Below are 20,316 nucleotides of genomic sequence, written 5' to 3'. Positions count from 1 at the left end.
CGCGTCCGGCACCCGGCGCACCCCTCCTCGGACGCCTCGGGTCAGGTGGCCGGGGGGCCGTTGTGGTTTCGCGGCATCCGCAGGACGAACCTGGCGCCGCGGGCGCTGTCCTCGATGGTGAGGGTGCCGCCGTGCAGCCGGGCGATCTCCCGGGCGATGGGCAGGCCGAGGCCGGTGCCCGCGGGGTCGCGGAGCTTGCTGTCCTCCAGCCGGGCGAAACGCTGGAAGACGAGGTCGCGGGCGTTCTCGGCCACGCCCTCGCCGTCGTCGAGGACCTCCAGCACCGCGACACCGTCCTCCCGGGCGACGGTGATGTCGACTCGCGACTCGGCATGCCGCTCCGCGTTGTCCAGCAGGTTCGTCAGCAGCCGGACGAGCCGGAGCCGGTCGCCGAGCACCGTCACCCCGTCCTGGAGGTGCGGGACGATCCGCTTCGTCCGGTCGGACCTCGCCACCTCGATCGTGACCAGGGCGCCGAGATCGATCATCTCGATGTCCTGCCAGGCGGCCGCGTCCAGGCGGGCCAGCTGCAGGAGGTCCGTCACGATCGCCTGCAGCCGTTCGAGGCTCTGCAGGACGGTCCGCGCGGTCTGCGGCCAGTCGACCTCGTCCGGATACAGCAGCGCCTCCTCGATCTGTGCGCGCGCGGCGGCGATCGGGCTGCGCAGGTCGTGGGACGCGTCGGAGGTGAAGCTGCGCTGCCGTTCGAGGGCGCCGTCGAGGCGGTCGAGTGTCGCGTTCGCGGCCTCCGCCAGCCGCCTGATCTCGTCCCGGTTCTCCGGCACCGTCACGCGGCGGCCCGACTGGTGGGCGGTGATCTCCGCCAGCTCGGCCCGGATCGCGTCCACCGGGGCGAGGGTCTGGTCCACCGTGCCCCAGGCGCGCAAGCACACCAGCAGCACCACCAGCAGGGACAGGCTGGTCAGGAAGAGCAGCAGGCTGGAGCTGACATACCAGGGCGTGGTGGGGATGACCGCGTACACGACCCAGTCGCCCTCGGGCTGGTAGACGCGGAAGGCGATCACCCACCTGCAGCCCTTGAGCCCGCGCGGCGGGCAGAGCACCTTCGTCCGGTAGACGTCGGACCTCCGCGGGAGGAAACGGGCGACCGGCGGGGCTTCCAGCATGTCGCGCGTGCCGGCGACGACCTTGCGCCTGTCGTCGAGGAGCTGGAGAGCGACGTCCTCCGGCGCGCTGAGCTCGCCCCGCACCGGCCCCAGCCTGACCTCGTAGGTGACCTTCAGCGCCGAGGACTCGGCCTGGTTCCGCTTGTACTCGGCCGCGCTGCCGCGCAGCCCGACGATGATCAGGGCGGTGAGGATGGCGCAGATCAGGGCGGCGACCGTTCCGGCAATCACGGTCATCCGCACCCGTATGGACCATGTGCGCCGTCCGTTCACCCGACCTCCCGCAGGTGAGGTAATCACCGCCCAGGCCGGAATCAGTCCTCCGAACAGTGGTGACGCACCCAAGAGAAGCCAAAGAAATGGTTGCCGGGTCCGGCGGTCCGGCAGAAGCCCGGGCGCTGGACGGGCGCGTAGCTAGCATGTCCGGTTATGGAGCTCCGCCAGCTTGAGTACTTCGTGGCCGTCACCGAAGAGGCGAGCTTCACCAAGGCGGCCGCCCGGCTGCACGTCGCCCAGCCCGGCGTGAGCGCCCAGATCCGGCAGCTGGAACGGGAGCTCGGGCAGCCGCTGCTCGACCGGTCCGGGCGGACCGTCCGGCTGACCGAGGTAGGCGCCGCCGTCCTGCCCTTCGCGCGCGCCGCGCTCGCCGCGGTCGAGGGCGCGCGGCTGTCGGTGGACGAGCTGACCGGCCTGCTCCGCGGACACGCCACGATCGGCACCATCGACTGGATCCGGTCTCTCGACCTTCCCGGCATGCTGGCCGGTTTCCACCGCGACCATCCGAACGTGGAGATCACGGTCATCCAGGAGGACACCGCCACGCTGACGGACGGACTCCACACCGGACGGATCGACCTCGCGTTCCTCAGCCTCGGCGCCGAACCGCCCGAGGGCATCGCGACCCGGGTCGTCATCGAGCAGGACCTCTTCGCCGCCGTGACCCACGGGCACCCGCTGGCGCGGCGGTCCACGATCCCGTTGCGGGCGCTCGCCGACGAGGACCTGATCTGCCTGCCCAAGGGGAGCGGGCTGCGGGCCGTCCTGGACGGAGCCTTCGCGGACGCCGGCCTCCACCCGCGCATAGCGTTCGAGGCCGGCGAACCGCCCGTGGTGGCGCAGATCGCCGCGCACGGCCTCGGCGTGGCGGTGCTGCCCGAGTCCGCCGCCCGCGGCCTGCCGGACGACCTGCACGCCATGCCGATCGTCCGGCCGAGGCTGAGCGGGCGCATCGCGCTCGCCTGGCGCGCCGAGGGCCCGCGCAGCCCGGCGGCACGGGCCCTGATCGCCCGTGCCCGCCGGCGTCTGTCCCCCTGACCGGCCTTTCCCGGTCAGGCGGCTCGTTCGTCCGAGTCGTCGAGGACGTTGTGGAGGACGTCCGGTTTGTTGGTGATGATCCCGTCCACGTCGAGGTCGGCGGCCTTCTCCATGTCCTCGGGGTCGTTGACCGTCCAGGTGAGCAGGTCCATCCCGGCGTCGTGCACGTCGTCGACGTAGGACTCGGTCAGGTCGCCGAACGTGGGGTTGATCTGGTCGGCGTAGGTCGCGAGTTTCGGCAGGTCGGCCGCCTTCGGGGTGCCGAGCAGGCCGGTCGGCACCCGGGGCAGGACGGCGTGGAAGCGGCGCACCGACTCCCAGTCGAACGACTGGACGACGAGGCGCCGCTCGCGCGGGTCGTACCGCAGCCAGGACGGCGAGCGCCGCAGCGCCGCGGCGATGCGCCTCTCGATCCCGGGGTAGAGCGCCGGGTTCTTGATCTCCAGCAGGAGGCCGAGGCCCTTCCCGCGCATCGCGGTCAGCACCCGGTCCAGCGTCGGGACGCGCTCGCCCTCGTACTTCGCCGCGAACCACGACCCCGCGTCCAGTCGCTCGATCTCGGCGAGGGTGAAGTCGGCGACCTTCCAGGGCCTGCGGTCCGGGTAGAGGTCCTCGACGTTCGTCGTCCGGCTCAGCGTGGCGTCGTGCATGATCACGAGCTGGTGGTCCCTGGTCTCCTGGACGTCCAGCTCGAACATGTCCGCGTGCCTGGGTTTGGCGAGCCTGAACGCGGCGAGGGTGTTCTCCGGCGCGTACGCGGAGGCGCCGCGGTGCGCGACGTTGAGGACATCATCGTCCTGGACGGCGGTCGTGCTCGGGCGCGGTCCGGGGGCTATGGGCAGCAGGGACCGGATCGGGCGGGGTTCGGCGTCGGCGGCCGTCGCCGGGACGGTGATCGCCACCGTCGTCAGGACGGCGGTGAGGGCGAGACGATTCCGTCGGTGCATCAGTCACCTCTCGGGAGCCGGGGCTGTCCGCCCCAACCCTCGGATCGTCCGGTGACACCGAAGTTACGGGCCGATAGCAGACCGTGTACAGTCGGCGACGATACGCATCCGGCCGGGTCCGGGACGAGTCAGACACGGCGGTTTCGGCGAACGGCTACCCGACGTCGTCCGGCTTGTCCGGATCCGCGGCACGTGTGCTCTTGGCCGCCCTGGACAGGATCAACGCGCCGAGCAGCAGCCTCCGGCTGCGCCGCAGCGGCCGCGGCAACCGGCTGATGGACGAACCGGGCCCCGGCCTGGGTGCGGAAACCTCATGACGGCGGGGCGTGCCCAGCCGGGTCGGGCGGCTCCGCCCGCGCAGGGTCACCGACCGGCCGACGTCCCACTCGCCGGACTCGGCGAGGTGCGCCAGGTCGAGGACGGCCGCGGAGGCGAGGACCCGCCCGTCCGCCTCCTTGGCGAGGTCGCTGAGGCGGGCCGCCTCGTTCACCGGGTCGCCGATCACCGTGTACTCGAACCGCTCCTCGGCGCCGATGTAACCGGCGACGACCGGGCCCGCGGACACGCCGATCCCCGCGTCCAGCATCGGCACCTCGGCGCGCAGCCGCACCGCCAGCTCGCGGGCCGCGCCCAGCGCGCCGCCGGCCGAGTCCTCCAGCTGCGTCGGCGCCCCGAAGATCGCGAGCGCCGCGTCCCCCTCGAACTTGTTGATCCAGCCGCCGTGCGCCGCCACGACGCTCACCACGACGCCGAAGAACCGGTTGAGCAGGCCGACGACCTCGTCCGGGCTGCGCGTGTCGGCCAGCTTCGTGGAACCCGTCAGGTCGACGAACAGCACCGCCACCTCGCGCGTCTCGCCGCCGAGCGTGATGGCGCCGCGCTCCAGCGCCAGGTCGGCGACCTCCTCGCCGACATGCCGTCCGAACAGGTCGCGCAGCCGCTCGTTCTCGCGGAGCCCCGCGACCATGTGGTTGAAGCCGGCCTGCAGCTGCCCGACCTCGCTCGCGTCGTACACCTCGACCTCGGCGCGGAGATCACCCCGCTCGACCTGCGCCATTCCCCTGCGGACCGACTTGATCGGGTCGGCGATCGCCTGCGTCGCCATGTAGAGGACATAGACCCCGGCTATCAACGCGGCGCCGCCGAGACCGAGGATGGTGATCGCCAGCTGGGTGACGTTGATGTCGGGCGCGGCCAGCGCGGCGATCGCCACGCAGATCAGCCCGAACACCGGGATCGCCGTCCCGAGCGCCCACGCGAGCATCAGCCGCGTCGTCACCCCGGGCAGCCGATGCTTTTTCGGACGTTCCGCCCCCAGCACCAGCGCCGCCGCCGGCCGCAGCAGCCGCTCCGACAGCAGGTAGACGATCGTGCAGGTCGTGGCCGCGCCGAGCAGGCACGTCAGGCCCGTCTTCACGGCGAGGCGCCCGGTGAACAGGACGAGGTCGAGCCCCGCCCAGCCGAGCGCGCCGACCGTCCACAGCGCGCCGATGAGCAGCGTCAGCCGGAGCGGCCCGAGCAGCACGGCCCGCCGCTGCCGCCGGTCGGGGTCTCCCCCGTCCCGGACGAACGTGACGACCGGCCGCCACAGCCAGAGCCCGCAGAGCAGCGCCGCCGGCGCCGCGACCACGGGATAGCCGAAGAACGCCACCGCGTTCACCAGATGCACGTAGTCGCGGTCGTCCAGCGGCGGATCGGGGACGACGAACGTCGCGAACAGCAGCACGACCAGCGAGCCGACCACGTTCGCGACGCTCACGACGACCAGCAGGACCCACCGCACTCGGATCTCGAGCATGCTGGTCATGCGCGCCTCCGGAGGGATGGAACCGCCATGAGGGATCATCCCACGGCAGGCGCCGGCGCGCGCTCAGGCGCTGGTGCTCTCCTCTGCCACGGCGACCCGCACGCGCTCGCCCTGCGAGGCGCGCCGGACGAACGGCCAGCCGATCAGGATGAGAACCACCCAGATCGCCATCACGTACAGCGCGATCCGCGTGTCGGCCTCCCAGGCGATCGTCACGGTGACGAACGCGAAGAACGCCAGCACCACCCAGTTCGTGTACGGCGCCCACGGCATCCGGTAGGGCGACTTGGGCAATTCCCCGGCACTCGACCGGCGCCGGTAGATCATGTGCGCGACGAGGATGACCGTCCACACCAGCAGGGCGCCGCCGGTCGACACGGACGTGATGTACTCGAACGCCTTCTCCGGCACCACGGCATTGACGATCACGCCGATCCCCATGACCAGCGCGGAGATGACCACCGTCAGCATGGGGACCCCGCGCCCGTTCAGCCGTCCGAGCGCCTTCGGGCCGTCCCCGTTGACGCCGGCCGTCCGCAGCATCCGGGACGTCGAGTAGAGCCCGCCCGCGTTGCAGGACGACAGCGCCGCGGTCAGCACCACGAAGTTGACGATGTCCCCGCCGCCCGGAATGCCGATCTTGTCGAACGCCAGCACGAACGGGCTCGCCCCGCCCTTGAACGCCGTCCACGGCACCACGGCCAGGATGACCAGCAGCGACCCCAGGTAGAACAGCGCGAACCGCAGCGGCAGCGCGTTGATCGCCCGCGGGATGTTCTTCTCCGGATCCTTCGCCTCGCTCGCCGTCACGCCCACCAGCTCGACGCCGAGGTAGGCGAACATCACCATCTGGAGCGTCATGATCGTGGCGCTGTACCCCTCGGGAAAGACACCACCGTGGTCCCACAGGTTCCCGACCCGCGCCGTCTCCCCGGCGTCACTGAACCCGAAGATCAGCACACCGAGCCCGACCAGGATCATCATCACGATCGCCGCGACCTTGATCATCGCGAACCAGAACTCCAGCTCGCCGAAGAGCTTGACCGAGATCAGGTTCACCACGAACAGGACCACCAGCGCGACCAGCGCCGTCTGCCACTGCTCGACCTCCGGCCACCACTTCTGGATGTACTTGCCGGCCGCGGTCAGCTCCGCCATGCCGGTCGTCACCCAGATGATCCAGTACGTCCAGGTCGTGGCGTAACCCCAGAACGGCCCCAGGAACTCCCGGGCATACCCGGCGAACCCACCCTCCGCCCTGCGGTACGTGAGCAGCTCACCGAGCGCCCGCATGACGAAGAACAGCGCCAGCCCCGCCACGGCGTACGTCAGGATCAGGCCCGGCCCGGCCTTGGCGATGTTCTCACCGGCACCGAGGAACAGCCCGGTCCCGATCGTCCCGCCGATGGCCAGCATCTGGATCTGGCGGGTGCCAAGCCCGCGCTGGTAGTCCTCCGCGCTCTGGTCTGGGAGCTTTGCGACCACGCGGCCTCCCTCACATTTCATGCCGCCCCTCGCGGGCGGGCGTCACCCTCCGATCACGCACAGTCGCGCAACCCGGACAGACTAGGAGCCCCAACCACAAACGCGATACACACCCGCCCATCCGGTATCGGCCCGGTATCTCTCCGTTACGATCTTGCCCCCGCCCCGCCCCGGGTAATCGAGTTGGCGACCTCCTCGGCCATCGCGTATGCTCTCGGACGTCGCCAAGCGCCGGACACCCGGCCGCGACACCCCTCCCGAGCCGATAGGCTCGGAGCAGCAAGGTCCTGTGGAGCAGCTAGGAGTGCTCGCCACCCTGTCAAGGTGGAGGCCGCGGGTTCAAATCCCGTCAGGACCGCCAGACGCGCCGACGCGCGTCCTGGGCAGGTAGCTCAGTCGGTACGAGCGTCCGCCTGAAAAGCGGAAGGTCGGCGGTTCGACCCCGCCCCTGCCCACCACCCAAGCAGCAAAGAACGGCCCCTGACCGGCGCTTGTGCGGTCAGGGGCCGTTCTTGTCCGTCCGGCTGTCCCGGACGGTTTGCGAGTGGCCGTGCGGAATACGTGCGGAGAATCAGCCGCCATCGTGAGCGTGCGCCATCTGAGTCAGGATTCCTGACCGCGCTCGACTCGATCCGCGCGGCAACTTCCTTGTCGATTCTCTACTTGCCCAGGTCCCATCCAGACCACGCCATCAGGAGTCTTCGACCTCGAAAACCGTAAAGATCTGATCGAGATCCGGCTTCAGGCCGGTAGTGCCCTTGATCACATGCCAGAGGGAATCCTCGTCCGGGCCCCAGGAAGGAATCTCGGCACCCGATTCCGATGGCAGCGGGTCACCGGTCTCCGTCGTGGCCTTGCCGTTCTCGAACCAAACATGGCGGACCAACTCGGCGTCATCGTAGAACCACAGGGCATAGGTGCTCATCACGCTGGAGAACGCGACGGCCAAGGCCTGCCTCCCTCAGCGTTTCGAGAACGTCCATGGCCAGCCACCGGTCGACATTGAGAGGGAGCCGCTGGTCCGGATCCCACATCTGGCACCACCCACCGTTGTCGGCCAGTTAGAGGCGCTCACCGGGAGACTGCGACCACGCAAAGTCGGCGCTCACACGCTCATCGCACGGCAAGTAGTCGACGACGTCCGGCAGGCTGTTCACGACGTCGTCCACGGACCGGTCGCGCACGAACAATGCTGATGTGTTCCATCCCATGGATGATGATCTTTGTGCCGCCTGACTCAACGCGTCAACCGGGACGGAACGATCTAGGCTGTGCCCTCCGAAGGGAGCGATCGGTCCGTCGACATCCCTGTTGCCGGCCGCCTGGGCCGATCTGCTCCGCCGTCTGGACCGTACCGACGAGGTCGCGGCGGCCTACCACCAGGCGCTGGACCTGGCGGTCACCGACAGCGAGCGGCGTTTCCTCTCCGCAGGCTGGCCGAGTTCAGGGCTAGCTGAAGTCTCTCCGGTGGGCTGTCGATTTCTCCGGCGGCCGTTCGTCGGTGGGGTGACCTACCAACGAACGCAGGAGGCGTGACATGCGCAAGCTCATCGCAGCGATGAAGATCTCCGTCGACGGCAAGACGGAAGGCCCGGAAGGCTACGCGGACTGGGTGGCGGCCTGGTCCGACGACTACGACCTGACCGCGCAGGTGGACGCGTGCCTGCTCGGCGCAGGGATGTACGGGGGCTACGAGTCGTACTGGACCGCGATCCAGAACGAGCCCGAGGGGGACCACTGGATCACCGGCCGGCCGCCCACGCCGGGTGAGCTGGCCTGGGCGCGCTTCGCCGCGCGGACCCCGCACTACGTGCTGTCGAGCACCATGGAGTCGGCGCAGTGGCCGAACACCTCGTTTCTGCGCGACCTCGACGAGATCGCCGCGCTCAAGGAGCAGCCCGGCAAGGACATCTACCTGATGGGCGGCGCTCAGATCACCGCCAGCCTGATCGACGCCGGGCTGGTGGACGAACTCCGCCTCATCGTCTACCCGCTCATCGCCGGGAAGGGAAAGGCCCTCTTCTCGGGGACGCAGCAGCGGCACGGACTGGAACTCCTGAGGGTCGAGCAGTTGCCGGACGGCCTGGTGAGCCTCATCTACGGTTCAGCCAGGTGAACGACACGGTGGCTTGCGTTGGTGTGGGTGACTCAGCCGCGAGTAGGGCCAGAGGCGGCCTCTTGGACGATGAGGCGCGGTCGCCCGTTGTCTGGCCGGTCCTGCGGTCCCCGGTCCGCTTGGCCTCTGATGACGGGGGGCTTCTCCGAGTTCCATGAAGCCCTAGGCCAGCGCATACGCGGTCATGGGCCTGGTCTGCAGGCTGCCCGGGTCATGCTCTGGAGAAGGTGGCCGAACCGGCCGGGCTGCGTTTGCCAGAATGATCTCCATGCAGTTGGACAGTCAGAACGCCGTCATTCCACTCATACGGGCTACCCTCCCGCGAGACTCGGGCGCCACGGGAGAAGGCCCGACTCCTGTCAGCCAGATCATCGAGGCCGTCCGGGACAGCGCGGAGGGCGAAGCCGGAATCGCGAATCTCGCTGTCGGCACGGCCGCTGCCGCGGGCGCGGTGACCGAGGGTTGGGCGGCGGCACGCGGCGGCTCGGTGACCGACTTCCTCGAACTCCTCCCGAGACACACACCGGACTTCGCCGGGCATGTCCCTGAGATCATGCGGGCCCTCTTCGACCCCGACCCGCAGCGGCCTTTCTTCGCCGTGATGGGAGACCTCGTCGGCCGGGGAGAGGTCACCGTCGTCGAGCTGATCACTTCCCTCGCCGAGTACTCGGCCGGCCTGGTAGCCGACCTGGAAAGGGACGGGATCCGTACCGCCGACGAGTGCCTGGCCGAGGCCGAGGACGTCCTACGCGAGTGGGCCGCACGCGGCTGAGTCAGGGCCTTGCACGACCACCCGACGGGGAGTCCTCTGAAGTTCGGGCCTTGATCAGTGATGAAGCTGATCTGAAGCCATTGTGAAGCTGCCGGCTGTTTGGCTGAGTGGGCCCGCACCGTACGCTCCGCACCGAGGGAGAGCCGTGCAAATGCCAAGACGAGGGGTCCCGGCGGCCGGGAGCAAGAAAGGAAGGTTCGCCGCAACTCTTGTCGCGGCATTCACCTTGCTGCTCGCAACGATCGCCGTCGCGCCGAGCGCCTACGCCGATCCGTACATTGGTCCTGGAGGTGAACCGAAGGTCGAGGGCGTCTCGGGGCCATGGAAGAAGATGGACCGGCCGCGTGGTGAGGAATCGCGGGGCTACCTGCCCGGATGCCCCAAGGCCTACGTCTGCCTGTACGTCCTCTCGAACCAGACGAGCGCGAGGAACTACTGGTACATCTTCAGGTTGTACGAGGAGAGGTCCTACAAGGTCTACGACTTCAACTACAACAGCAGTCTTCAGTGGATCATCAACAACCAGATCGGCGGCGTGGACGCGATGACGTTCGACGGAGGCGTGATCGGCGACTTGATCGCGTGCTATGACGCCCCTGCCATTGCGTCCGAAACCTCCTGGGCCTTCAAATCCGCCAACTGGTATCCCGTCTGGTGGGTGGCCACGGACGGCGACTGCAACGCCTGATCGACGCAGGGCATGGCCTCCGCTCCTTCCCCAAAGGCGGGGGCCACGGCCAAGATGCCGCGTGATCGCCCGATGCGCCCGAGAAATACGTTCGCCTTTCCCGGACTGCCTGAGGCAGCATGGGAAAGGCAGCGGAGCGGGAAGGCGGTTGGCTGTGCTAGGAGTACGAGGTGGCTCCAGGGACGGCCGGTCGCCCCGGCAGCGAGCGGTTCTGCTCGCCCTGCGCTATTACGGCGATGTGCTGCGCCGTCAGTGGCGGGTCTCGCTGCCGGCGATGACTTTCCCGGCGCTCGGGAACACCTGCCTGTTCTACCTGACACCGCTGGTGGTGGCCGCTCTGGTGGGGCACCTGGCCGACGGCGGGGAAAGCGACGTCGTCGCGCTCCTGCCCTACGTCCTTGCCTTCGCCGGTCTGATGCTGGCGGGGGAGGTGCTGTGGCGAGGGGGTCTCCACTTCCTCAACCGGACGGACGGCCGAGGCATCGAGCAGCTCGGAATCGTCGGCATGGATGAGCTGCTCGCCAAAGACACCGCCTTTTTCCACGAGAACTTCGCCGGTTCACTGACCAAACGGATACTGAGTTTCTCCGGCGGGTTCGAAAACTTCGCCGACACTCTCACTTTCTCGATCATGGCGAACGTGATCCCGCTGTCCTTCGCCTCGGTGATCCTGTGGCGATATCACCCGCTCCTGGTCGTCGTCCTGGTGGGACTGATCGTCGTCACCGGATTCGTCGTCAGCCCGTTCATCCGCCGCCGGCAGATGCTGGTGGACGAGCGCGAGGCCGCCAAGGTGCGAGTGTCCGGCCACGTCGCCGACGTGCTCACCAACATGGAGACGGTCCGTGCGTTCGCCGCCGAGGAGCGGGAGGCCACCGAGTTCCGTGGCCGGATCGCCGAGCAGTACCGCCTGTCGCTGCGCTCCTGGGATTACGGCAACCTGCGGGTGGACACGATCGTCGCCCCGATGTCGATCCTGACCAGCGCGCTGGGTCTGCTGGCCGCGGTGGCGCTCCGCGGCGGACTCGGCGTGGAGGCCATCGTGGTGACGTTCTCCTACTACACCAACGCGACCCGGATCATGTTCGAGTTCAACCAGGTCTACCGGCGGGTGGAGAGCACGCTTACCGAAGCCGCGCAGTTCACCGAGTTGCTCCTGACCCCGCCGACCGTCGTCGACCCGCCCGACCCGCAGCCGTTGCGTCCGGTGGACGCGGCGGTCCGCTTCGACCGGGTGTTTTTCGCGCACGGCGACGGCCCGCCCCTGTTCGACGGACTCGACCTGGAGATTTCCAGCGGCGCCAAGATCGGCCTGGTGGGCCGGTCCGGTGGCGGCAAGACGACCCTCACCCGGCTGCTGCTGCGCCTCATGGACGTCGACGGCGGCCGGATCCTCGTGGGCGGCCAGGACATCGCGCGGCTACGCCAGAGCGACCTGCGCAACCTGATCGCGTACGTCCCGCAGGAACCCGCGATGTTCCATCGGTCGGTGCACGACAACATCGCCTTCGCCCGGCCGGGTGCCACCGAAACCGAGATCCTCCAAGCCGCGCGGGCGGCACACGTCACCGAGTTCATCGACAGCCTTCCGAACGGGTTCGACACGCTGGTCGGCGAGCGAGGCGTCAAGCTCTCCGGCGGTCAGCGGCAGCGCGTCGCGCTCGCCCGCGCCATCCTCCGGGACGCCCCGATCCTGCTACTGGACGAGGCCACCAGCGCCCTGGACTCCGAGAGCGAACTTCTCGTCCAGGAGGCCCTGTGGCACCTGATGCGCGACCGCACCGCACTGGTCGTCGCGCACCGCCTGAGCACGGTCGTCCGCATGGACCGCCTGGTGGTCCTCGACCACGGCCGCGTCCTCGAAGAGGGCTCCCACGGAGAACTCCTCCAGGCCAAGGGGGCTTATGCCCGCCTCTGGCACCACCAGTCCGGCGGCTTCCTCACCGAGGAGACCATTCCGGACGCCCCGGACGCCGCCCAGCATGACCGGAGATCACAGTCGGCGATCGGCTGACGCGCCGCGCGCCGTAACCGGCCATCGACCGCACGCAGCGACCGTCACTATGGCCGTGGGCACCGGTCGGGGAGAGTGACTCTTCCCGGGGTGTGCTCGAACGTGTTCATCACGAGCCACTCGTCCAGTTCAGGGTCGTAAAGGTTCTGAACGCCGAATTGGAGGACCTGCCAGAAGGTCGCGGGGTTCCGTTGATCGATGTAGATGTCGCCGAGTGCGAGCGGAAACCGAAGGAATTTCCCCGGAGGCAGCTGCGGAACGACGACACCGACCCTCCAGTGATTCACCTGGCGTTGCGGATTCCGCTGCAGGACCTCCGGCCCGACGAACCGCGCCGTCCTGAGCTTCTGGTTCAGAGTGTCCAGGTTGAACCCTGGGATGCGCGAGCATTCGTGATCGTTGAGGCCGGGCCATTTATAGGTCAGCGTGTAGAGCGAGTTCCGGTAGATGAGGTTCGTGAACCAGATCGGGTAGCGCGGGCCTCCCGCGACCATCTGGCTGTCACCGTTTCTTCCCGCCCAGGTGAACGGAACTGTGATTCCCAGATCCCGGACGATCCATTTGCCCCTGCCATGAAAATTTCGTGGGAGCCTGGGCGGTGGTGGCGTGGGGTTACCGGTCCGTTTCGCGGCAGTAGTGTCGCCTGACGGCGTCTTCCCGGTCCGCTCTGCGGCGACCGCCGAGGGCAGGCCCAATGAGGCGATCGATCCGGCGAGTGCCGCCAAAGTGGCCACCCGACGTGTGCGTGTCCAACTCATGACTCTCCCCGGCTGCCGCGCGCCGCGCGCCGCGCGCCGCCCCGGCGCAGCATCCCGACGCAGCGATGCTCCTGCACCGTCCCCGGCATCGGAGTGAGGAAAAACCACAGGCAGGTCACGGTCTGCCCTTGCCCGGTGACTACCCGCCCATCAAGTTGCGGTCGGGAACGCCCAGCCCCTCATGAGCCAGCCACATGCGCAGTGCCAACAGATACAGGCCGAAGACGAGCACCGGGGACAGGAGCGCGCACAGTCGCGAGCGGGTGCCGGCCCAGCACAGGCCCGCGAATGCCAGGATCGCCAACGAAGAAAAAGTCAGCCCGAGGACTTCGAGTACCCGGCCTGGTCGATGCAGACAGAGAAATGTGCCGACGCCCCCTGATCCGCCGCAGACTGACCCCGCGTTCTCGTTGAGAAGGGTGTAAGGCATGAACGCGTAGACCAGAATATTGAACAAACCACCAACAAAGCATGCGACAACGCTCACCGTCAGGCCGGACACTTGATAACCGTCCAGTCCCTGCCTGTTACGGCCTCCAATCACGAGCTCGATCACCGCCACGCCCGCCAGCGTCCCCACCACGACCAGAACGGCCAGCGTTCCAAGCCCCCAGCCGGCGCTTGACACGAGAAACGAGGACCCGCTCTCTGCCCCCGTCCAGGTCATTACTGTCAGAACGAAGAGGAACGGTATCGCCAGACAACAGACACCGGCAGTCACATTGAGCGATTGCCTGATTGTCATGTTGTCCACTCTCTCCATATGGAGAACCGTACCGCCGAGGTACACCGCCGCGACCTCATGCGGGCATGGTCGAGGCACTACGATCTCGGTGGTCTCTTGTCTCCGGTGAAAAGGGCCGTCAATGGTCACGAACTCCGAACTCGTCCGGGTCTTCGGTACGGACGGCGTCATCACGCTCGACCGCGACCAGCTCGAGGAGCGCGGCTTCCGGCCGGAGGACGTTGAGCTGCTGTCCGAGGTCGGCCTGCCGGTCACCGCCGGCATTCTCTTCACGATGCACGTGAACGGTCCCTTCGATGCCCTGCAGGTCTTCGAGGCCGAGACGCCGGAGCGAGCCGCGCGTTTCATGGTCCTCGGTAAGGGCCGTACCGACGACCGGATCCGCTACACGGTGGAGCTGGAGAGCAGCAATGTCTTCCTGCTCGCACTGGAGGACGGCGTGCCCACCCCCGAGCCCGAGACCATCAACACCTCGCTTGGGGCGTTCGTTGAGTTCCTGTACCGAAATGAACTGTGCGCGCAGGGGATGGGCGGGGCGCCTCTCGAAAAGACGCGCCCGTACATCGAGAGGCTCATCGCCGACCTGAGGTCCCGTGACGAGCGCGCTTTCGCGCCGGACACGTTCTGGGGCGGGCTGATGGACGCCTACCTGAACGGAGGCGTCCCCCGACAGCGTGAGGGCAGCCGAGAGGCGATCGCCGCCGCGCTCCAGGCGCACCTTCCCGATGACAAGCCGCTGCGCTGGGCGACCAACATCCCGTTGGGCGAGGGCGTCCAAGAGCTGAGCGCGCACCGCGCGGACGGCTATTGGCTGCTCGTCACGTGGGGTTTCAGCGACCTGGACGGGCTTTTGGACGTCGAACCCGAACCGGGTGCGAGCGGTCTCGGTTTCGAGCTGACGATGCGCGTCCCGCGCGACGAGGACGACGAACTGCCGCCCGGCTGGGCGCTGGCGACGCTGCAGAACCTCAGCGAGTACGTGTTCGGCGAGGGGTACCCGTTCGCCGATGGGCACCGGATGGGTGTCGCCGGGCCGCTCGGCCCCAAGACCAGCAGGCTCAACGCGCTGGTCTTCGTCACCGACCCGCGCTTGGGCGTGATCAACGCCCCGGACGGCGAGGTCGAGTTCATCACCGCCGTGGGCGTCACCCGAGAGGAACTCGCCGAAGCGAAGGCCACCGGCAACGACGCGCTGCTCGCCCGCCTCACCGGATCGGACCGCGTCCCGATCACCGACGTCACTCGGTGATCCTCGACTTCGGGCGAGCGACGCGTGGTCACCGGCGGTAGTGTTCGGCGACGGCGGTGAAGGCGGCCTTGGGTTCCCACGTCATGTCGGGGTAGGTGTCGCCGCGCCGGTCCTGGAGGACCTTGACGATGCCGGGGCTGGCGAGGTCGAGGTCGTCGCGGGGATCACCGTCGGGGCGGTGCGGGAAGCCGTCGAGCGCGAAGAGGAAGACGAAGGTGCCGTCGACGCCTTCGGTGTCGAAGATCTCCAGCACCTCGGTCAGATAGGCGGCCTGGCCGGGCTCGTCGCGAACGTACTCGCCGTTCAGCCGGATCGGCTCGCCGGTGTCCTCGTCATACTCGACGATCTCCATCCCGCGAGCGCCCCTGTCACCCGCGCCACGGTAGGTGGACGCGCCGAAGCCGGTGATCGCGACCGGTTTGCCCGCCGCGACGAGCCTGCGTACGCCGTCCTGGAACTGGTCGGCGACCTCGGCGGCCCGGATGAGTTCGAACGACGTGATGTCGAAGCGTGTCCAGTCGACCCGCTCGAACGGTATGGCGCAGTAAGTGATCTTGCCTCGGAAGCGTTCCCGCACCATGCCGACCGCCTCGCCGAGGAAGTCGTTGAGATGGGTGCTGACCTCGGTGAACCGTTCAGCGCGGTCGGGTCGGCCCAGCAGCAGCCCGAGCCGCTCATCGATGCTGTCACCGGGCAGGAATCCCTTGTTCATCAGCGTCAGTTCGACGCCGGTGACGAACACGACCTCGGCCCCCGCCTCCCTGAGCCGCTCCGCCCGTTCGGCGCAGTCGGCGAACAGCGACATGATCTCGCCGGCCGTGAGCTCCAGCGGGTACGGCGAGAACCAGACCTCCAGCCCGAGTTCGGCGGCGTGCGTCGCCGCCAGCTCCAGCCGGTCCGGATCACCGGTGGTGATCTGAACGGCGTTGCAGTGCAGGTCATCGCGGATGATGGCCAGCTCACGCCTGACCACCGCCGGATCGAAGCGCTCTCTGGAGATCTTGCCGTTCCGGACGAAGCCGGTGTCGTACGTCATGCCCTTGGCTCGCACGATTCGTTCCTCCATGGTCCGTTCCTCGGATACGCGGACCGAGGGTAGGAAGAAAAGTGCGTGCACGCAAGTTTGCGTGCACGCACTCAATCATGGAATGCTGGCCACCGTGACCACACGACGGCCGGGGTTGCGCGAGCAGAAGAAGCAGGCCACCCGGGAGGCGCTGCGCGCGGCGGCGCTCCGGCTGGCGCTGGAGCGCGGGCCGGAGCATGTGCGCGTCGATGACATCGCCGAAGCCGCCGGGGTCTCACCACGCACCTACAACAACTACTACTCCAGCCGCGAACAGGCGATCGTCGCCGCCGTCACCGCCGAACGGGAGGCGCGGGTCGCGGCGGCGGTGGCCGCCCGGCCCGCCGATGTCCGCCTCGCCGACGCCGTCATCGGGGCGATCGTGGACCAGTACACCGATCCCGGCGAACACGGCCGTGACGAACTGTTGCTGATCACCAGCCGCCCCATGCTGCGCGACGCGTTCGTGAACACCGCGACCACGATCGAAGACCCTCTCGCCGACGCGATCGCTCGCCGCCTCGACGACGAGAACACCGCCCGTGTCCTCGCGGCGAGCGTCGCCGCCGCCGTCCGCGTCGCTCTCCAACGCTGGATACAACCGCATCCCGCGTCCTCCGCGACCGGTGGGCTCGTCACACTGTCCGGCTCGCTACCAGACCTGATTCGCGCCGCGCTCGCGCCGCTCGCTCCCGCATTGGACGCGGCGGAAACGAACAGCCCGGCGGGCTCACGGCGTCGGGAGTGAGAGTGGGGCCAGTGCGGTGGGTCGCACTGCGCCGGCGGCGGACGAGCCGAGGAGCAGTTCGGTCAGGTCATGGGGCTGTGCGTGTTCACCGGTCGGAACCGCCGCCGCGATCCGGTCCAGCCGGAAGCCCCGGCCGGCCCGGCGCGTGCGGCACCAGGCGATGAGGTACCAGCGGCCGCCGGCGGTGAGCAGTCCGGCCGGTTCCACGACGCGGTCGCTTTCGTGTCCTGCCGCGTCGGTATAGGACAGCCGCAGCACCAGGCCGTCGGCGAGGGCCTGCTCCACCGCGGCGCGGATCGCGGAGTCGCAGCGCGCGGGCAGGGTGACGATCCGTGCGGCGAGGTCCCGGGCCGCCGCCGAGGCGGGACCCGCCATCGAGGCCGCGATCTTCTGAGCCGCCGTGCGGGCCGCGCCGGCATAGGGGGTCGAGGCGTCGGCCGCGGCGAGCACGGCGGTGAGTGCCGAGGCCTCACCGGCGGTGAGGTGGATTGGAGGCAGGGTCATCTGCGGGTCGATCGACCAGCCGCCGCCTCGCCCGGTCGTGGAGCGCACCGGGACCCCGGCCTGCATCAGTGTCTGCAGGTCGCGCTGCACCGTGCGTGCGCTGACCTCGAACCGCGCGGCGAGCGCCGGGACCGTCAGCGGCCGCGGCGCCGCCGCGCGCAGTTCCTCCACCAGCGCGTACAGCCGGGCAGTTCGGTTCATTCCGCCGACGCTACTGTCCCGCGGAGACCAGGAAGTCCCGCTCGCGCCGCTGTTCCCGCTCGGTGATGGTCAGCGGGAAGAGGGTGAAGCCGTGCATCGCGCCGGCGACGACGTCGAGCCGCACAGGCGCGCCCGCGGCCTGCCACCGTGCGGCGAGGAACAGTGAGTCGTCCAGCAGGGGGTCCTCGGTGCCGACGACGATCCGGGCGGGCGGCAACTCGGCCAGATCGGCGAACAGGGGCGAAACCTCCGGGTCACGGCGCTGCTCGTCCCCCATTCCCGGCGTGAACAGTTCATAGCTGCCCCGAAGCGAGTCGGTGTTGCTCAGCAGCCGCCGGGGGCCGAACGTCCGCTGGCTCGGTGTCATCGAAAGGTCGTAGGGGCCGAAGAGCAGGTGGGCCGCCCGGAACGCGCCGGTGATGCCGTGCCGGTCGCGAAGTCGCAGCAGCGTTACGACGCTGAGGTGGGCACCGGCCGATTCACCGCCGATCAGCAGCCGTTCGGTGCCGAACTCGGCCGGGGCGTGTTTCAGCAACCATCGGGCGGCCGCTTCGCAGTCGTCGGGCCCGGCGGGGAAAGGGTGTTCCGGCGCGAGGCGGTAGTCCACGCTCGCCACGGCCAGCCGCGTCCGCTCGGCGAGCCGCCAGAGCCGCTCGTCCTGCCCGTCCGCGGAACCGAACGCCCAGCCGCCTCCGTGGATGTGCAGGTACACGCCGTCGACGTGCTCCGGAACGAAGACCCGTACCTTCACCCCGCCCTCGACGACGCGGTCCTGGCCTTGAGGCAGTCGTACCGGTGGCGTGTCGCCGCCGAGCCGGTTGCGCCGCAGCAGCGCCAGCGCGGCCGCGTTCGGCGCCTTCCCGCGAGCCGGACGGCTCGCGGCGGCGGCCTCGAACTGCTCGTTGAACGCCAAGGTCTCGAGGAGGCAGTCCTCATCTGTGAGCGTCATGCCGTCGACGGTCGCAGCTGCCCGCGACAGCCTCGTGTCACCCTTCTTTTGTGAACCGCATCACATCCCGCCACCGATGCCGAACACGCATGGGGCCGGATCCGCGCCGTCCTTGAAGACGACCGGTACAGCGAAAGGGGCCGTCCCTGGTGAGGACGGCCCCTGTCTGAGTGAGGGGTCAGAGAGCGACGGGTTCGGCGACGGTGCGCTCTTCCGGGGCGGACTTGTCGGTGGGGCCGCCGCGGAGCGGGGTCTCGCGGATGAACCAGGCGGCGACGATGGCCAGCAGGGTGAACGCGGACGCCCAGAGGAAGACGTTGTGCACACCAGAGGTGACCGCGTGCTCCACGGCGTCGCGCACGTTGACCGGCATCCGCTTGAGCAGGGCCGGGGTCAGCTGGCCGCCGCTGCCGGAGATCGACTCGCCGGTGCGCTCGCCCAGCCGGTCGGTCAGCGCGCCGGTCAGGTGACTGCTGTAGATCGCGCCGAGGATCGACACGCCGAGCGAGCCGCCGATCGTACGGAACAGCGTGGCCGCGCCGCTGGCCGCGCCCATGTCCTTCATCTCCACGCTGTTCTGTGCGATGAGCATCGTGTTCTGCATCAGGAACCCCATGCCGGCGCCGAGCACGACCATGAACAGGCCGGTGGTGAGCTGGGTGGAGTCCACGGTGAGCTGGGCCAGCAGCAGCATGCCGGCGGTCATGAACAGCCCGCCCACGATGGGGTAGACGCGGTAGCGGCCGGTACGGGTCACCAGTTGCCCGACGCCCATGGCGGTGACGAGCATGCCCATCATCAGCGGCAGCAGGAGCAGGCCGCTGTTGGTGGCCGAGGCGCCCTGCACCAACTGCTGGAACTGCGGCAGGAAGGTCACCGCACCGAACATCGCGAAGCCGACCAGGAAGCCCAGCACCGAGGCCAGCGTGAAGTTGCGGCTGCGGAACAGGCTCATCGGCAGGATCGGGGACTCGGTACGGAGCTCCCACAGCACGAACAGGGTCAGCGCGACGACGGCGCCGACGCCCAGGCCGATGATCGTGACGGAGGTCCAGTCGTACTCCGTGCCGCCCCAGCTGGTCATCAGCGACAGGGAGACGATGCCGGCCGTCAGCAGGATCGCGCCGACGTAGTCGATGCGGGTGTTGCCGCGCGGCCGCTTGGGCAGATGCATGGTCAGCGCTGTGACCACCAGGGCGAGGGCGCCGAGGGGCAGGTTGATGTAGAAGGCCCACCGCCAGCTGAGGTGGTCGGTGACCAGGCCGCCCAGCAGCGGGCCCCCGATGAAGGCAAGCGGCATGATCGCGGCCATCAGCCCCTGGTAGCGGCCGCGCTCGCGGGGCGGCACCAGGTCGCCGATGATGGCCATCGCGCCGACCATCAGACCACCGGCGCCCAGTCCCTGGACACCCCGGAAGGCGATCAGCTGCATCATGCTGTGCGCCATGCCGGCCAGTGCCGACCCGGTCAGGAACAGCACGATGGCGGCCATGAACATGCCCTTGCGGCCGTAGATGTCGCCGAGCTTGCCCCAGATCGGCGTCGCCGCGGCGGTGGCCAGCGTGTAGGCGGTGACCACCCAGGACAGGTGCGCCAGCCCGCCCAGCTCGCCGACGATCGTGGGCATCGCGGTGCCCACCACCATGTTGTCCAGCATGGCGAGCAGCATCCCGATCATCAGCCCGCTCATGACTATGTAGATCTGGCGCTTGCTCTGGGGAGGCGCCGCCGTTCCGCTGTCCGTGGCTGTCGTACTCATCTCGATCCTCGTTCCGTCCGCACTTACCTGCCGCCCGGCTAGTTTGCTTACTTGTCGTACGGTAAGC

The 20,316-nt window shown here is 68.8% G+C and carries 18 protein-coding genes and 2 tRNA genes; 9 read left to right on the top strand and 11 right to left on the bottom strand.

Annotation, left to right across the window (positions count from 1 at the left end; genetic code table 11):
* Nucleotides 1–41: 41 nt before the first annotated feature.
* Nucleotides 42–1,364: a sensor histidine kinase gene (locus ACQPXG_RS03670; protein WP_433466185.1), complete on the bottom strand. Its 1,323-nt coding sequence runs from the start codon at nucleotides 1,362–1,364 to the stop codon at nucleotides 42–44.
* A gap of 192 nt (nucleotides 1,365–1,556) precedes the next feature.
* On the opposite strand from ACQPXG_RS03670, the gene ACQPXG_RS03665 reads away from it, so the two are divergent.
* Nucleotides 1,557–2,441, top strand: a complete 885-nt coding sequence (locus ACQPXG_RS03665; RefSeq protein WP_433466184.1) for a LysR family transcriptional regulator — start codon at nucleotides 1,557–1,559, stop codon at nucleotides 2,439–2,441.
* 14 nt (nucleotides 2,442–2,455) lie between these two features.
* Here the strand turns inward: ACQPXG_RS03665 and ACQPXG_RS03660 are convergent, their stop codons facing one another.
* The 3 genes from ACQPXG_RS03660 to ACQPXG_RS03650 all read right to left on the bottom strand — a co-directional run bounded on the left by ACQPXG_RS03660 (nucleotide 2,456) and on the right by ACQPXG_RS03650 (nucleotide 6,680).
* On the bottom strand, nucleotides 2,456–3,388 hold the full coding sequence (locus ACQPXG_RS03660; RefSeq protein WP_433466183.1) for a glycerophosphodiester phosphodiesterase: 933 nt from the start codon (nucleotides 3,386–3,388) through the stop codon (nucleotides 2,456–2,458).
* Between the two features lie 154 nt (nucleotides 3,389–3,542).
* The gene (locus ACQPXG_RS03655; RefSeq protein WP_433466182.1) at nucleotides 3,543–5,195 is read right to left on the bottom strand and encodes an adenylate/guanylate cyclase domain-containing protein; all 1,653 of its coding nucleotides are present in this window, start codon (nucleotides 5,193–5,195) and stop codon (nucleotides 3,543–3,545) included.
* A gap of 63 nt (nucleotides 5,196–5,258) precedes the next feature.
* Nucleotides 5,259–6,680 carry an amino acid permease gene (locus tag ACQPXG_RS03650; protein ID WP_433466181.1) on the bottom strand — a complete coding sequence of 474 codons (1,422 nt, stop codon included), beginning with the start codon at nucleotides 6,678–6,680 and terminating at the stop codon, nucleotides 5,259–5,261.
* Nucleotides 6,681–6,963: 283 nt separating this feature from the next.
* Here ACQPXG_RS03650 and ACQPXG_RS03645 point away from each other — a divergent pair.
* A tRNA-Asp gene (locus ACQPXG_RS03645) sits at nucleotides 6,964–7,041 on the top strand.
* Nucleotides 7,042–7,061: 20 nt separating this feature from the next.
* Nucleotides 7,062–7,138 (top strand) — tRNA-Phe (locus tag ACQPXG_RS03640).
* Between the two features lie 233 nt (nucleotides 7,139–7,371).
* Here ACQPXG_RS03640 and ACQPXG_RS03635 read toward each other — a convergent pair.
* Complete coding sequence (locus ACQPXG_RS03635) at nucleotides 7,372–7,629, bottom strand: hypothetical protein (RefSeq protein WP_433466180.1); 258 nt, start codon at nucleotides 7,627–7,629, stop codon at nucleotides 7,372–7,374.
* 588 nt (nucleotides 7,630–8,217) lie between these two features.
* Here ACQPXG_RS03635 and ACQPXG_RS03630 point away from each other — a divergent pair.
* The 4 genes from ACQPXG_RS03630 to ACQPXG_RS03615 all read left to right on the top strand — a co-directional run bounded on the left by ACQPXG_RS03630 (nucleotide 8,218) and on the right by ACQPXG_RS03615 (nucleotide 12,270).
* Entirely contained in the window at nucleotides 8,218–8,796 is a 579-nt protein-coding gene (locus ACQPXG_RS03630) for a dihydrofolate reductase family protein (RefSeq protein ID WP_433466179.1), read from the top strand.
* A 268-nt stretch (nucleotides 8,797–9,064) separates the two neighbouring features.
* Complete coding sequence (locus ACQPXG_RS03625) at nucleotides 9,065–9,568, top strand: hypothetical protein (RefSeq protein WP_433466178.1); 504 nt, start codon at nucleotides 9,065–9,067, stop codon at nucleotides 9,566–9,568.
* A 151-nt stretch (nucleotides 9,569–9,719) separates the two neighbouring features.
* A complete protein-coding gene (locus ACQPXG_RS03620; RefSeq protein WP_433466177.1) occupies nucleotides 9,720–10,256 on the top strand; it encodes a hypothetical protein in 537 nt (178 codons plus the stop codon).
* Nucleotides 10,257–10,410: 154 nt separating this feature from the next.
* Nucleotides 10,411–12,270: an ABC transporter ATP-binding protein gene (locus tag ACQPXG_RS03615; protein WP_433466176.1), complete on the top strand. Its 1,860-nt coding sequence runs from the start codon at nucleotides 10,411–10,413 to the stop codon at nucleotides 12,268–12,270.
* A gap of 47 nt (nucleotides 12,271–12,317) precedes the next feature.
* Here the strand turns inward: ACQPXG_RS03615 and ACQPXG_RS03610 are convergent, their stop codons facing one another.
* Both ACQPXG_RS03610 and ACQPXG_RS03605 read right to left on the bottom strand, forming a co-directional pair.
* Nucleotides 12,318–12,995 carry a hypothetical protein gene (locus ACQPXG_RS03610; RefSeq protein WP_433466175.1) on the bottom strand — a complete coding sequence of 226 codons (678 nt, stop codon included), beginning with the start codon at nucleotides 12,993–12,995 and terminating at the stop codon, nucleotides 12,318–12,320.
* Nucleotides 12,996–13,167: 172 nt separating this feature from the next.
* Nucleotides 13,168–13,791: a hypothetical protein gene (locus tag ACQPXG_RS03605; protein ID WP_433466174.1), complete on the bottom strand. Its 624-nt coding sequence runs from the start codon at nucleotides 13,789–13,791 to the stop codon at nucleotides 13,168–13,170.
* A 103-nt stretch (nucleotides 13,792–13,894) separates the two neighbouring features.
* On the opposite strand from ACQPXG_RS03605, the gene ACQPXG_RS03600 reads away from it, so the two are divergent.
* Nucleotides 13,895–15,022 (top strand): suppressor of fused domain protein, encoded by a 1,128-nt coding sequence (locus ACQPXG_RS03600; protein ID WP_433466173.1) that lies wholly within the window; start codon nucleotides 13,895–13,897, stop codon nucleotides 15,020–15,022.
* A 28-nt stretch (nucleotides 15,023–15,050) separates the two neighbouring features.
* On the opposite strand, the gene ACQPXG_RS03595 is transcribed toward ACQPXG_RS03600, so the two are convergent.
* Complete coding sequence (locus ACQPXG_RS03595) at nucleotides 15,051–16,088, bottom strand: hypothetical protein (RefSeq protein ID WP_433466172.1); 1,038 nt, start codon at nucleotides 16,086–16,088, stop codon at nucleotides 15,051–15,053.
* Between the two features lie 94 nt (nucleotides 16,089–16,182).
* Here ACQPXG_RS03595 and ACQPXG_RS03590 point away from each other — a divergent pair, with 94 nt between their 5' ends.
* Entirely contained in the window at nucleotides 16,183–16,836 is a 654-nt protein-coding gene (locus ACQPXG_RS03590; protein ID WP_433466171.1) for a TetR/AcrR family transcriptional regulator, read from the top strand.
* On the opposite strand, the gene ACQPXG_RS03585 is transcribed toward ACQPXG_RS03590, so the two are convergent.
* From ACQPXG_RS03585 to ACQPXG_RS03575, 3 genes are all read right to left on the bottom strand, one after another.
* Nucleotides 16,819–17,541, bottom strand: a complete 723-nt coding sequence (locus ACQPXG_RS03585; protein ID WP_433466170.1) for a helix-turn-helix transcriptional regulator — start codon at nucleotides 17,539–17,541, stop codon at nucleotides 16,819–16,821. The two genes, ACQPXG_RS03590 and ACQPXG_RS03585, sit on opposite strands and share 18 nt — an antisense overlap.
* A 10-nt stretch (nucleotides 17,542–17,551) precedes the next feature.
* On the bottom strand, nucleotides 17,552–18,490 hold the full coding sequence (locus ACQPXG_RS03580; RefSeq protein WP_433466169.1) for an alpha/beta hydrolase: 939 nt from the start codon (nucleotides 18,488–18,490) through the stop codon (nucleotides 17,552–17,554).
* Between the two features lie 178 nt (nucleotides 18,491–18,668).
* Nucleotides 18,669–20,249 carry an MDR family MFS transporter gene (locus ACQPXG_RS03575; protein ID WP_433466168.1) on the bottom strand — a complete coding sequence of 527 codons (1,581 nt, stop codon included), beginning with the start codon at nucleotides 20,247–20,249 and terminating at the stop codon, nucleotides 18,669–18,671.
* Nucleotides 20,250–20,316: the final 67 nt, after the last annotated feature.

This window comes from Spirillospora sp. CA-128828, assembly GCF_050945415.1.
Lineage (GTDB): Bacteria > Actinomycetota > Actinomycetes > Streptosporangiales > Streptosporangiaceae > Spirillospora.
The sequence above is the reverse complement of the archived record's forward strand: the minus strand, read 5'-3'. Positions and strand labels throughout refer to the sequence as shown.

Excerpts from the sequence above, each read along its gene's own strand:
- ACQPXG_RS03670 (WP_433466185.1), bottom strand. The coding sequence starts at position 1,364 with ATGACCGTGATTGCCGGAACGGTCGCCGCCCTGATCTGCGCCATCCTC.
- ACQPXG_RS03665 (WP_433466184.1), top strand. The coding sequence starts at position 1,557 with ATGGAGCTCCGCCAGCTTGAGTACTTCGTGGCCGTCACCGAAGAGGCG.
- ACQPXG_RS03660 (WP_433466183.1), bottom strand. The coding sequence starts at position 3,388 with ATGCACCGACGGAATCGTCTCGCCCTCACCGCCGTCCTGACGACGGTG.
- ACQPXG_RS03655 (WP_433466182.1), bottom strand. The coding sequence starts at position 5,195 with ATGACCAGCATGCTCGAGATCCGAGTGCGGTGGGTCCTGCTGGTCGTC.
- ACQPXG_RS03630 (WP_433466179.1), top strand. The coding sequence starts at position 8,218 with ATGCGCAAGCTCATCGCAGCGATGAAGATCTCCGTCGACGGCAAGACG.
- ACQPXG_RS03625 (WP_433466178.1), top strand. The coding sequence starts at position 9,065 with ATGCAGTTGGACAGTCAGAACGCCGTCATTCCACTCATACGGGCTACC.
- ACQPXG_RS03620 (WP_433466177.1), top strand. The coding sequence starts at position 9,720 with ATGCCAAGACGAGGGGTCCCGGCGGCCGGGAGCAAGAAAGGAAGGTTC.
- ACQPXG_RS03605 (WP_433466174.1), bottom strand. The coding sequence starts at position 13,791 with ATGGAGAGAGTGGACAACATGACAATCAGGCAATCGCTCAATGTGACT.
- ACQPXG_RS03600 (WP_433466173.1), top strand. The coding sequence starts at position 13,895 with ATGGTCACGAACTCCGAACTCGTCCGGGTCTTCGGTACGGACGGCGTC.
- ACQPXG_RS03595 (WP_433466172.1), bottom strand. The coding sequence starts at position 16,088 with ATGGAGGAACGAATCGTGCGAGCCAAGGGCATGACGTACGACACCGGC.
- ACQPXG_RS03585 (WP_433466170.1), bottom strand. The coding sequence starts at position 17,541 with ATGAACCGAACTGCCCGGCTGTACGCGCTGGTGGAGGAACTGCGCGCG.
- ACQPXG_RS03580 (WP_433466169.1), bottom strand. The coding sequence starts at position 18,490 with ATGACGCTCACAGATGAGGACTGCCTCCTCGAGACCTTGGCGTTCAAC.
- ACQPXG_RS03575 (WP_433466168.1), bottom strand. The coding sequence starts at position 20,249 with ATGAGTACGACAGCCACGGACAGCGGAACGGCGGCGCCTCCCCAGAGC.